Origin of the sequence: Bartonella sp. MR63HLJHH (assembly GCF_042194155.1) — a bacterium.
Lineage (GTDB): Bacteria > Pseudomonadota > Alphaproteobacteria > Rhizobiales > Rhizobiaceae > Bartonella > Bartonella grahamii.
This window is the reverse complement of record NZ_JBHIMN010000001.1, coordinates 142,750-155,762: the sequence shown is the minus strand read 5'-3', so window position 1 is coordinate 155,762 and position 13,013 is coordinate 142,750. Positions and strand designations below refer to the sequence as shown.

The window sequence follows — 13,013 nt, the reverse complement described above, 5'->3', positions numbered from 1 at the left end:
TTATATAATAAGACTTATCATGGAGATCTCTTATTCTGTCAGTAACATCATCACTCAGATTCATAAATGCATATTTGTTGCACAAATTTATGAAGATTTTAAAAGAGCTTTTTCACATAAAGAAGTCCTCTTCTTGTCTTGCATTTTTTTTTAATTTCTCCTACCGTCTTGGAAAAACTTATTTTAAAGGGATAAAGAATGGCAGCTCAAGATTTTGTTGTCAAAGATATTGCACTTGCCGCTTATGGTCGTAAAGAACTTGATATTGCTGAAACTGAGATGCCTGGTTTGATGGCTTGTCGTAAGGAGTTTTCCTCTAATCAACCTTTGCGCGGAGCGCGTATTTCTGGCTCATTGCACATGACAATTCAAACAGCTGTTTTAATTGAAACATTAAAAGCTATTGGCGCCGATATACGGTGGAGCTCTAGTAATATTTTTTCTACGCAAGACCATGCAGCAGCAGCTATCGCCGCAACTGGTATTCCTGTATTCGCCGTTAAGGGTGAAACATTGGAAGAATATTGGACTTATATAGATGCAATTTTCCAATGGCCAGATGGTAATCCTTCCAATCTTATTTTAGATGATGGAGCTGACGCCACAAACTATATTTTAATGGGAAGTCGTGCAGAACAAAATAAAGATATCCTATCGCATCCCAAAACAGAAGAAGAAGAATTTTTTTTCAAACAAATACAAAAGCGTATGGATGCAACGCCAGGATTTTTTACACGACAGCGTGCAACAATTAAAGGTGTAAGCGAAGAAACCACAACAGGTGTAAACCGTCTTTATCAGTTACAAAAAGAAGGGCTTCTGCCTTTTCCTGCTATTAATGTCAATGATAGCGTCACTAAATCAAAGTTTGATAATAAATATGGATGTAAAGAATCATTGGTCGATGGTATTCGACGTGGAACAGACGTGATGATCGCTGGTAAAACTGCCATTGTCTGTGGTTATGGTGACGTAGGAAAAGGTTCAGCAGCATCTCTTTCTGGTGCTGGGGCTCGTGTTAAAGTAACAGAAATTGATCCTATTTGCGCTCTTCAAGCAGCTATGGATGGCTATGAAGTTGTTAATTTGGATGATGCTGCTTCCAGTGCTGATATTATCATCACGACAACAGGCAATAAAGATGTTGTTCGTTTAGACCATATGCGACAAGTAAAGGATATGTGTATTCTTGGAAATATTGGTCATTTTGATAACGAAATCCAAGTCGCAGCCCTTAGAAATTTGCCATGGACAAATATTAAACCACAAGTTGATATGATCACCTTTCCCGATGGAAAACGCATCATTTTGCTCTCTGAAGGGCGTTTGTTAAACCTCGGGAATGCGACTGGGCATCCCTCTTTTGTCATGTCAGCCTCGTTTACTAATCAAGTTTTAGCGCAAATTGAACTTTTTACCCGTGCAGAACACTATACAAATGAAGTCACTGTTTTGCCTAAACATCTTGATGAAAAAGTTGCACGTCTACATCTTGACCGGTTAGGAATAAAATTAAGTGTTTTATCAGAAGAACAAGCCGCTTATATTGGAGTCACACCACAAGGACCTTATAAACCAACCCATTACCGTTACTAAACATTTCCTTGGGTTAAAAAAGGGAAAGATGTCGTGCGCAGCTTTGGTGACTATAACCCCAAAGAAAAAGCTCAAAAAATGATTCGAATCTATGCGTATATATTTTGCCTTTTTTTCTTTTTTTCTCCAACATGCGCTGTTGCTCAGTCACTGGAAGGTTATTTACCATTTTTCTTCACTTTACTAGATGGTCCATGGCTGCTTTTAGCACTGTGTGGAGGGATTTCTTGTGCTTCACTTCTCACGTGCTTGGCTGTTATTATGCGTGCAAAAAAAACTGCACAGAAGCCTTTGAATATAATTCAGGCAAATTTTTCTGAAAAACTTAAATATTATGAATGGCTTCTGGAAGAAACCGAGCAATTCCTTCTTATTTGGGAAAATCCAACAACCTTACCCCGTGTCGTTGGTGCCCTTTCTGCATTGCAAAAAATAGGAATCGACCAGAAAGATTTTCAGCGTTTTGAGCTCTGGGTTGAAGAAAATTCTCTGCGAGAACTTGATTATGCATTGACTCAACTACGTTGTAAATGTCACCCTTTTGATCTTTCTATCACCACCACAAACAATGTATTGCTGCAAGTTACAGGAGTCATCGCAGGAACAGTCGCTATTGCTCGTTTTCAAGATATCTCAAAACAACAGAGTGAAAATGCTCGTTTACAGAAAGATATCGCCCGCCTTCTTACTGAACTGAGAATGCAGCGTAATCTTCTTGATCTTATTCAAGAGCCCGTATGGATAAAAGATTGTGAAGGAAAAGTTTGTTTTATCAATCGCGCCTTTAGAGAAATGACAGATTTTCGTGAAGGCAGTGATGAAGTGGGGGATCTTTTCAATGAAAATACACAACGCAAAACAGATGAAACAGAAACAATTTTTCAAGAACATGTTCACACAGTTATTGATGGAGAACGACATCGTTTTCATCTCACACGTATTACAACAGCCGAAGGGATGGCAGCTTTTGCGCGTGATGACAGCGCATATGAAAATCTTGCTCATGAATTAAGTTATGTTCTTCAAAGCCATTGTGAAACACTTGACCAAATTTCAACAGCTGTAGCTATTTTTGATACAAACCAAAAATTAAAATTCTGTAATCATGCTTTTAAAATTTTATGGCCGTTGGAGACTTCCTTTTTAGAAAGTGAACCAAGCCATACATTATTTCTTGAACGTTTACGTGAAAAAGGGCTCATTGCTGAACACCCCGATTGGCGCGCGTGGAAAGAAGAACTTTTTAAAGCCTATCGACAAACAGAATCGAACCAACAAATTTGGAATCTTCCAGATGGGCGTACGGTGCGTGTTATCTCGAACCCTCATCCACAAGGAGGTGTTACTTGGCTTTACGAAAACCTTACAGAAAAAATTGATCTTGAACGCCGTTATAATACACTTATTAAAATACAAGGTGAAACACTTGATAAACTTTCCGAAGGCGTGGTTGTTTTTGGTACTGATGGGCGCCTTCGTTTATCGAATCCTGCCCTGTCGAAATTGTGGTCGCTTCCCTATAATTTACTGGTAGAAGGGACCCATATTACACAGTTACAAAGCCATTGTTCAGCCTTAACCTTAGGACAAGAATGGGATCAATTTACCAAATTCATTACCGGTTTTGCTGAAAAACGTGAAACATATTCAGGTCGTATAGATCTTAAAAATGATATGATTATTGACTATACTCTGGTCCCTCTTCCCGATGGACAAACGATGCTTACTTTTGTGAATGTTACGGACACTGTCCATGTTGCGCGTGCTCTTCAAGAAAGAAATGAAGCATTAGAAAGTGCTGATCGTTTGCGTAATGAATTTGTTCAACATGTTTCCTATGAATTGCGTACACCTCTCACCAATATTATTGGATTTTCGGATATTTTACGTGATCAAATTTTCGGCTCTATCAATAAACGTCAACAAGAATATCTTGGGCATATTCATTCAGAATCAGGAACTCTTTTAAATATTGTTAACGATATTCTTGATCTTGCTACCCTTGATGCAGGCATTATGGAGTTGGACATAAAATCGGTTAATATTGCAGATGCTATGATACAAGCAGTAACACGTATAGAAGATCGCCTTAATGGACGCCATATTACGCTTTTACAACAAATTTCTCCTTCCTTAAATTCCATTTCTGCTGACGAAAAACGCTTGCATCAAATTTTTGTGAATGTGCTGAGTAATGCTATTAATTTTGCAACGGAAGCGAGCACTATTGAATTTTGCGTCGATGAACAAGATGATAATATTGTCTTTAGCGTTCACAATGAAGGCTCTGATATTCCAAAAGACGTCCTTGATCGTATTTTTAAACGTTTTTCTTCTCATTCACACCATGGCGGGCGTGCAGGAGCGGGTCTTGGCCTTTCCCTTGTGAAGAGTTTCGTTGAACTACACGGTGGACATGTTGAGATTCTTACCGGTTCTGGAAAAGGAACAACAGTTAAATGTTTTTTCCCACTTCCCAAAGGAGATAAGATTTTTTAATTTCAATCTTTATTATAACAAAAATTTTTCATCCATTTCATGGAACTCTTAATGAATTTTAGTTTTTTTCTTGAAAATGAAGAGGCAACAAAGCTTTTTGCACAACATTTAACCCTTTCTTTAAAGCCGGGGGATCTTGTAACGTTGCAAGGAGATCTTGGAACTGGAAAATCAACTATTGCACGTACAATCATCCAAACACTTGCAAATGATAACACTATGGATGTTCCAAGCCCTACTTTTACTCTTGTGCAAAGCTATCAACTTCCACAGTTTGAAATTATTCATGCTGATCTTTACCGCCTTTCTATGGCAGAAGAAATTGATGAATTAGGGCTTCATGAAGCTCGTGAGAAAAATATTTTGCTTGTTGAATGGCCAGAAAGAAATACAGCTCTTTTAGAGCTTGCCACTTTTGCACTCACCTTACACTATAAAGAACATGGGCGTCATGTAACACTCAGATCAGCACAACATTCCATTGAACGTTTGCAACAGTCTTTTGCAATTCGTACATTTTAAAAAAACATCGACATGAGCATGGACCTCATCATTTTTTAATTGATAATACCTCTAATACGTACCGAAATTTGAAATGATGAACAACATAAAGAAGTCCCTCATGGCGGATCAACCATGAAGATGAGACGAAATACTGACTCTTTTATATAACAATGACATAAATTGCAAAGGACATCCGTTAATTTATAGGAATTTATCAATTTATTTTAGAGAATGTTTTTTGCCTTTCATATTTTTGGTAAAGGCTCCAAAAAAATCTTTTGATTCTAGAGAATAGTACAAGAGAATTTTAAATTGAAGTGGTAACCCTTTAGAAGAGCATTATATAATCTGTAGTGAATTGCTTACTTCTTTCTGCTTAAAAATTGTGAACTTCAGAAAAGTAATTTGCAAAGTTTTTTCTTAAAATCTCCTTTCATGATTGCTAAGGACTCCAAACAAAATCTCCTTATTTCTAGATTGATATTGCCTTTTTATGTGTTGAAAGCACTATCTATCTCAATAGTCTTATCCAAGAAGAAAATACCTCTATGAAATTATCATTCACCCAATATTTTTGACGCGCATATAAGGAAAGAATTGCCTATATTCTTCATACAGGGCAATTTTTTATAAAAAATAGTCAATTGAATCATGCATAAAAGTACGAATTCTTAAATTCATTTAACATTTTGATTTTATTATCTTTTTATTATAATATAATGCAAAAAAGAATGTTAAAAAAATCAAAAGGAGAGACAAAGCTTCTCTCCTTTATAGTGATTATATGTGGAATTAACTAAGCCCATCTTTTATCCATTCAGAAAGACATCCTTTAGAGGTAGCGCCAACCATATTCGATGAAATATTTCCATTTTTAAACATTAATAATGTAGGGATAGAACGTACTCCGTATTGGGTAGCCAGTTCTGGATTTTCATCAATATTTACCTTAGCAATTTTAACTTGATTTTGCATTTCTATTGAAATTTCATCCAAAATTGGAGCAATCATTTTGCAAGGGCCACACCATTCTGCCCAAAAATCAACCACAACAGGGGTGGAAGAGGTTAGAACTTCACTTTCGAAATTGTCCTTATCAACTTTTATACACGTCATTGATTTATCCTTTATATTCACTTTTTATAGATTGGTATGATAACAATTCATATCAAGTTATTGCAAAGATAAATTATTAAAGGACTTTTTTACACCAGAGATTGTGCATTGTGTTTGTTTGGGCGATTTTATGAAAGTAAAAAAGTGTAAGGATACTTTGAAGGAAAAGAGTAACTTATAAGGCAACTTCACCAAGAAATGCCTCGAGTTTTTCTGGAGAAAGTTTAAAAATTTTGGCTTCTTTACTGTAGATAAGCAGAGCTTGGATATCTTTATCGGGATGAATAGCTTGCAACAATTTTCGGTAAAGAGCCATTTGCAACCAGTGATGGGAAGCAATAGCAGCTTCATTTTCTGGCAGGGTTCCTGTTTTAAAATCAGCAAAGATAATGCTGTTTTGCGTGATGTAGAGACGGTCAATTTGACCAGAAATTGCGTGTTCTTTTCCACGAATTTTTACAATACCCATTAAGGAAACCTCAGCACGTGAATGCTCAGAGAAAAGGGGCTTGAGGTAAACGTGATCTAATATTTTCCAAACATGGCGAAGAGCATCTTCTCTTTGGCTCTCATACCAGTGAGAGGCTTTGATATTGAGATAGTTTCGAGCATAGTCTCGACGTTTTTGTAGGGGATAATCGGGTAAATATTGTAACAATCGGTGAACGATATTACCATATTCAATGGAAAAAGCTCTGTTAGTATTTGTTGCTCCTAAAACAGGGGAGGTGGTAAGCTGTTTTGGACTTGAGGACAGCTCTGTATCAGCTTCAATGGAAAGGCTCGCGACTGAGGGTTTTAACGGTTTTGGTAGCACTGGTTCTTCTGGTACTTTATGGGAGAAAAAAGCAGGCAAAGGTGGTAAGGTTTGGCATTCAGCGCAAGGGACTTTTGGGTTTATAGAAGCAGAGGAAGGAGGTGTAATACAATAACGCCAAGCTGCAATATCTTCCGCAGAATCTTTTATAGCAAGAGCATGCGGTTCGAGGGCTTTTTTTACCAGTTGTAACCATGTATGAGATTGCGTTTTCTGGCCTTTATATCCACAAATAAACAAGCGATCTTCAGCACGTGTCATTCCTACATAAAGAAGGCGCCTATATTCTTCTTCTGCACGCTCTTTTAAATGTGAAATTGCTTGTTTAGAGGGTTTTGTATCAAAATTTTCATTGGGGCGCCAAATAAAGGCTTGTTTTCCATTCCATTGTGCATTGTTTAAAGAAACTTTAAGCAAGTGAGGCGCATGCTGAGGATGCCAAATCGCACTACCAGGATCGACCAAAAACACAATAGCAGCCTCTAGTCCCTTTGCAGCATGAACAGTCATGATGCGGATTTCTTCATTATTTTGTTCAAATTCACGTTTAATTTCTGGTTCGCTTGCACTTAATGTTTCTAAAAAAGCTTGTAATCCTGGTAATCCTGTTTTTTGAATAGTGAGCGTATAATCCATAAAAGCATCGAGCACATCATTTGCTTCAGATCCTAAACGAGACAGAATTTTTTGTCTTCCCTTATCATTATTCAAAATATGGCTATAAAACTCGAAAACCGGTATTTTATCCACTAAAGCGCGATAATGGTTTAGCTTTTCAAAAGCATCTTTAAAAGATGCCTGCGATGATGCGTGCGTAAATAAGCTTTGCCAAAGAGAGCCGGTGCGGTGTGCAGCAAGCTGATAGAGTTCCTCTTCACTAAGAGCAAAAAGGGGGCTTTTTAAAACACAAGCAAGAGAAAGATCATCTTGTGGCTGCAAAATAAAACGCGCAAGCGCCATTAAATCACGAATACTAATATGTTTGGTAAGCTGTAAACGATCAGCCCCTGCTACGGGAATATTGCGGTGTTTAAAAGCACGAGAAAGAGCTGAGACAAATTGATCACGTTTACGAACCAAGATCATAATATCACTTGCACGTATTAAGCGTCCTTTTGCTGGAAGCATTTCACCTTTTTGTAACCAGTTGGCAATAGTTTCAGCAATTTTTTCTGCTAAACGAACTTCAGGGGTATCTAAATGATCAACGCTTAAATGCCAATCATGAGGAAATTCACTCGTCTCTTGGGAAATAGCATCCCATATAACAACTTCACCGGGACTATGAACACGAATAGCTTCATGCACCGTTTTTGTATTTTCTGCCGAAAGTCCTTTGTAGTTTTCTGGTGTTTCAAAAACAATATCAACGCTTTTAAGAACATCCGCTGTAGAGCGAAAAGAGTAATGCAGTTGTATTTTTTCAAATTGCTGATTTGTTTGCTGCACTTTTTTTTGAATGATTCGTCCATTTTCAGCAAAATTTTCTGGAGCTGCGCCTTGAAAAGAATAAATAGATTGCTTTTCATCTCCAACAGCAAAAAGAGTCCGTATATTTGTTCGTTGGCTATAACCTGAGAAAAACTCTTGTGCCAACAGTTGAATAATTTGCCATTGCTCAGGATTAGTATCTTGTGCTTCATCAAGTAGAATGTGATCAAGACCACGATCAAGTTTATAATGCACCCATTGGCTTGCACCTTTACGCTGTAATAAATGAAGTGTACGCTCAATAAGATCGTCAAAGTCTAAGAAGCCATTAGCCTTTTTTAGATTCGTGTAGATTTTGAGATAAACAGCACATAACTGAAAAGCAGCCATATTGAGAGTAGCAACTTTTGCACATTGATATTTCTCTAAAAGAATAGAAAGCTTGTTTTGTTTATCTTCAAGCATTTGTTGAATAAAAGGCCAAATTTGGTCTGACTTTTTACGAGATAAATGTGAAAACTTACGTGGCTCACCTTTTATTGTAAAATAAATATCAGAAATAATATTGAGAATATTTGTCTCATCATGCACCTTTTCTAATTGGGAAAGTTTTTCCACCATATCCTTGCAGCTTTGACTACCATTGGTTTCACAATGGTTAAGAGCATAAAGAGGAAGGCGCGCTGTCTGTTTAATTTGTTCCAATAGACATTGGTTTGTTTCATCTGGCGCTAAGTTAAAAAGTGCACGCAATTTTTCTTCTCCATTTTCAGATAGAAGAGAAGATAAAAAATCAGATAATTTATGTTGCTTTTCCGTTGCTTCATAGAGCAATTGATTAAAAGTATGTTCGCTAATAACTTTAAATAACTGTTGTAAAGCAGGCTGTACATCACGACGAGCTAAAAGTTGGCGACGAGATTCTTGTAGTAATTTTTTTCGACTGATATCATCGGGAAGTTCAAAATGCCCTGCAATATTGGCTTCTAACATGAATTGATGCAAGAGAGATTCACAAAAAGCATGAATCGTTTGGATTTTTAAGCCACCAGGCGTTTCGAGAGCACGCGCGAAGAGTTGTCGTGCATAAGTTAGTTTTTGCGCATTAACAGTTTTTTTTTCAAACCGTGTTAAGGTTTCTTGCAGCTGTGCGTCATCGAGTTCATTCCAACTGGAAAGCGTGCGAAAAATTCGTGATTGCATAACAGCAGCAGCAGCTCTTGTATAAGTAAGGCATAAAATACGTGCTGGAGGCGTACCGTTTAAAAGCAAACGGATAACACGTTCACTTAAAACATGGGTTTTTCCAGATCCAGCATTTGCAGAAACCCACACGTTTTTTTGGGGATGTGTTGCCGTTGCTTGTGCATCAAGAGCGGCTTCAGGAATAGAAAAAATCGTCATGATTACTCTTCTTTATGAAAACCACTTGACCATTCCCACAACCGAGCCAAATGGTCGTAGTCGCCTTCATATCGTTTTGACATGGGGACAGCATATGAGAGATAGCCTTGTTGTGGATTTTGATAATAAGTTATGAGTGCGATAAGATTTTCCCATGCATTTTCACCAAGATTAACAGCACTTAGGTGAGTTTTTCCGTCTTTTTTCTTTAAAAGAATTGATTGGGATTTAATTTCACCTTTTTTGTTAAGGGGTATGTAAAATAAATTTGAGGGAGTAAAATCTTGAAAATCTGGGAATCCCCCTTGTATGAGTAAAGCTGTTTCTAAAGCCAATTGCGGAAATAATAATTCACGAACTTGTTTTGATGAAGGAGGGGTACCAGTTTTGAAATCTAGAATTTCAACTGTTTTATCTGGCAAAACATCAAGACGATCAGCACGTCCTGAAAGGGTTACCCCTGTTGTTCCTATAGGGATTTTTTGTGATACCACTTCCGAATATCGCTCTCGCAGTCCTAAACTTTGTTCCCATTGAATAAGGCGTGGAGCAAGATTTTCAAAACTATTCCACCAAATTACTTCAATGTCGGGTGGAAAATTGAATTTATCAAACTCTTTACGTCCAATAGAAAGCAGCACATTGAGTGCATTTGCAGCATTTGGATTTTTTATTTGTGTGCAAAAAGCTGCAAGAATAGCGTGATAAAGTGTTCCACGTTCTGAAGCGCTAGGATCATGAATAAGTTCTTTAAGTGGTTTGAGCCGTAAGATTTTTTTAGCATAAATAGCATAAGGATCATACCGCAATGTTTCTATTTCAGTGACTGTAAAATGACGCGGACGTATATCAAGAGGTGGAGCAGGGCAAGGACGTTCCACCTCAGAAGTTATGCTTGTATGATCAAGCATCTTTGCCCAATGGCGTAGTATTTCACCTCGTTCACGGATTTTTTTCCAAACCTGTTTCCCTACAACTGTTTCCATGCGTTGTAGCCAGCGTGAAGGAATGGAGGGTGTATGATTAACGCGCAATGCGCGACTCATCACCACTTTATCCATTCCCATCGCCCATTGAAAATCATGCGCGGAAAGACCAATACGCTGCTCTGGTGGCTCCAGAGTTAACATCATTTTCATCGGTCGCGATAAAAAAGCATCATTTCGGGTTGATATCGGCCATGACCCTTCATTAAGACCGCCGATGACCACTGTATCAACTGTTTGCAAACGTGATTCCAAAGTACCCCAGATGAATAAACGTGGATGTCCTCCAGGCGAAGGTGTGACGGAACGGGTTGCTATTATGGCAGAAAACATAGCGGGCCATTCGCAAAGATGAAATGTTAATCCTGATTGATCACTGACCAATTCACGTAAAAATTTTGATAGGGCTTGTCCTGCTTCGTGTTGATAAAGATGTGCAAGAGAATTATCTTCATTGCGACCAAAATTTTCAAAAACCTCAACAGTTGCTATCGCAGCTTCGGTGATGGTGCATTCTTTCTCTTTTTTCATAAGAGATGTTAAAGGTTCAACAGCTTTCCTCAAAAGATGACAAAGGAAACGTGCTTCTTCACATTTCTGCTGATCAAGAGCGTTGATTTCAGAACTATTATGAAAGTGCGTTTCAATCCATTTTTCAAGAAATTGATCACATTCGCAAAGATTGATGCGCCCTGTATTCCCTCGAAGAATAAAAAGTTCAAAATTTTCTGCCATTTCGCGTAAACGATGACGGTTTTGTTGGAGTGTTGTCAGAGGATGTTTAAGAAGAGAAAGAAAAGCAATGGGATCATCGGGTTGCAACACATTTTCTAAAATAAGCCGTAAGAGAGTTACAGGCAATGTTTGTGCAAGTGGTATTCCGCTTGAATCATTTGCTTCAATTCCAAATCTCTGTAATTCCACAGCAACACGGCGTGCTAAATTACGGTCATTTGTAATAAGGGCCGCAGTTTTTTGGGGTTCTTCAATAGCTTTGCGTAAGGTAACAGCTATAGCGAGAGCTTCTTCACGTTCATTTATAGCTTCAATAAATGACCAATCTGCACAAAGATTTTCATAATCATCACGGACAATTTGTATCCATTTATCTGTTGTAGAAGCTGGTCGGAGTGCTTCTGATAAAAGAGCCATTCGTCTTTTCTTTGTTATACTTTGTTGGCCAATTTCGCAAACATGATGACGTTGACACTCCATGAGAGTTAGAAGTTTTTTTAAATGATATTGAGGATGGCTAAAAACATTTTCTGCAGGATCAAAAAAATCACAAGCTGTTTTTTCTTTATGGCTTGTGCATAGTGCATTCCATTGTTCTTCATCCATATGAAGATCAAGGCCAGGAAGAACAACAGCCCCTTTTGGCAGAGAAGCTATAACCTTTAAAAGATGAGAAACTGCGGGCATAGAACCTGACACACCAGCTGCAATGACCGGTTTATCAGGCGGCATACGTCGTAAAGTCTCTGCGTGCATTGTGAGTGCTTGATTACGCCATTCAGCGGGATTACTTCGTTGTCTTTCTGTCAAGATTTTTGGCCAATTTTGCGTAACAATAGTCAAGAAATCGAGCGTTATTTGCCACCATTCAGCGACCATATCAGGTGCAATATTTTTAAGTTTTGACCAGTCTGCTCCTTCTGTTTCAATTTCGTCCATCAAGTGTGCTAAATCTTGCGCAAGCCAAATCGCATCAGCACTATGAGCCGGAATAAGCACATCTTCTGTGCCAAACATGGCACGCAGATGCGCAGGTAAATTTTCACGCCATGGACGAATAAGGCGTGCTAAAAGTAAAAGACGTTCGCTTTCTCCAATAGGCGGATCGAGAGTGCTGGTATGATTTTCAACAAAAAGGAAACTGTCTTCATCTACATCTCCTAGAGCACGAATGGTTGGCAAGAATGTTGATTGTGTATCACTTCTTTCAACAAAGGCTAAACGCAAAGCGCGAGCAGCACGACGTGTCGGAACATAAATAAGGCTATCGGCAAGGGCAGTTTGAATATCTCCACTGGAAGCGAAATTATCAATAAGGCTACCAGAGAGTAGTGCATCAACAAAGTGAGGCAAAAAAGCAGTTCCCGGAGAAATAGAAAAGACACGCGGTTTATAGGTCATATGATCTCATATTTGGGATAACAAATTTCAGCTTATTGATTATTTGTATTATTTTGACTGTATACAATATTTATACAAGGAAAAACTGAAAAGCTATATTTATACAGCAGATTTTTTATTTTAGATTTAAAAAATCAGTTTCATAAATAATATTTTCCCATAAAAAGCTTGGGAAAAAAAATAATATTTCCACCCTTCACAGCGAAAATAGATTACTTTGATGGAGAGAGTTTTGCAAAAGTTTATCGTGCAAGCCTCTATTTTGCTAGGATTACATCCCTTATGCAAAATAGAATGCCCAAAAATATCATTATGTTGCAATTTTATATGTTTGTTTTTAAAGAGACATCTTTCATTGTACTTGAGCTTACCTCGTAATGTCGTCCCGTAAATAATATAAATGAATAGTATAACTTAAACTTCCGTGAATGGGATAAGATACACCACACACCACCATCGTTACATCATAACGCTACAAACCACCATCATCACTTTTTTACCCTCACCCAATATTTTGAAAGCTC

Annotated in this window: 6 protein-coding genes; 3 read left to right on the top strand and 3 right to left on the bottom strand. The window is 37.9% G+C overall.

Annotated features, from left to right (window positions below):
* The first annotated feature begins 198 nt into the window (after positions 1 to 198).
* Genes ahcY through tsaE form a run of 3 tightly spaced genes read left to right on the top strand, consistent with a single transcriptional unit; the run spans position 199 to position 4,617 of the window.
* Positions 199 to 1,596: an adenosylhomocysteinase gene (gene ahcY / locus ACFIKQ_RS00645; protein WP_375644364.1), complete on the top strand. Its 1,398-nt coding sequence runs from the start codon at positions 199 to 201 to the stop codon at positions 1,594 to 1,596.
* Between the two features lie 33 nt (positions 1,597 to 1,629).
* Complete coding sequence (locus ACFIKQ_RS00640) at positions 1,630 to 4,095, top strand: PAS-domain containing protein (RefSeq protein ID WP_375655569.1); 2,466 nt, start codon at positions 1,630 to 1,632, stop codon at positions 4,093 to 4,095.
* 51 nt (positions 4,096 to 4,146) lie between these two features.
* Positions 4,147 to 4,617 carry a tRNA (adenosine(37)-N6)-threonylcarbamoyltransferase complex ATPase subunit type 1 TsaE gene (gene tsaE / locus ACFIKQ_RS00635; RefSeq protein ID WP_375626156.1) on the top strand — a complete coding sequence of 157 codons (471 nt, stop codon included), beginning with the start codon at positions 4,147 to 4,149 and terminating at the stop codon, positions 4,615 to 4,617.
* 774 nt (positions 4,618 to 5,391) lie between these two features.
* On the opposite strand, the gene trxA is transcribed toward tsaE, so the two are convergent.
* The 3 genes from trxA to addB form a co-directional block, all read right to left on the bottom strand.
* Complete coding sequence (trxA, locus tag ACFIKQ_RS00630; protein ID WP_375655567.1) at positions 5,392 to 5,715, bottom strand: thioredoxin; 324 nt, start codon at positions 5,713 to 5,715, stop codon at positions 5,392 to 5,394.
* A gap of 175 nt (positions 5,716 to 5,890) precedes the next feature.
* On the bottom strand, positions 5,891 to 9,367 hold the full coding sequence (gene addA, locus ACFIKQ_RS00625; protein ID WP_375655565.1) for a double-strand break repair helicase AddA: 3,477 nt from the start codon (positions 9,365 to 9,367) through the stop codon (positions 5,891 to 5,893).
* A gap of 2 nt (positions 9,368 to 9,369) precedes the next feature.
* Complete coding sequence (gene addB / locus ACFIKQ_RS00620; protein ID WP_375655563.1) at positions 9,370 to 12,489, bottom strand: double-strand break repair protein AddB; 3,120 nt, start codon at positions 12,487 to 12,489, stop codon at positions 9,370 to 9,372.
* Between the last annotated feature and the right edge of the window lie 524 nt (positions 12,490 to 13,013).

What these genes read in the sequence shown, in the direction of transcription:
- ahcY (WP_375644364.1), top strand. Translation starts at nt 199, where the DNA reads ATGGCAGCTCAAGATTTTGTTGTCAAAGATATTGCACTTGCCGCTTAT.
- tsaE (WP_375626156.1), top strand. Translation starts at nt 4,147, where the DNA reads ATGAATTTTAGTTTTTTTCTTGAAAATGAAGAGGCAACAAAGCTTTTT.
- trxA (WP_375655567.1), bottom strand. Translation starts at nt 5,715, where the DNA reads ATGACGTGTATAAAAGTTGATAAGGACAATTTCGAAAGTGAAGTTCTA.
- addA (WP_375655565.1), bottom strand. Translation starts at nt 9,367, where the DNA reads ATGACGATTTTTTCTATTCCTGAAGCCGCTCTTGATGCACAAGCAACG.
- addB (WP_375655563.1), bottom strand. Translation starts at nt 12,489, where the DNA reads ATGACCTATAAACCGCGTGTCTTTTCTATTTCTCCGGGAACTGCTTTT.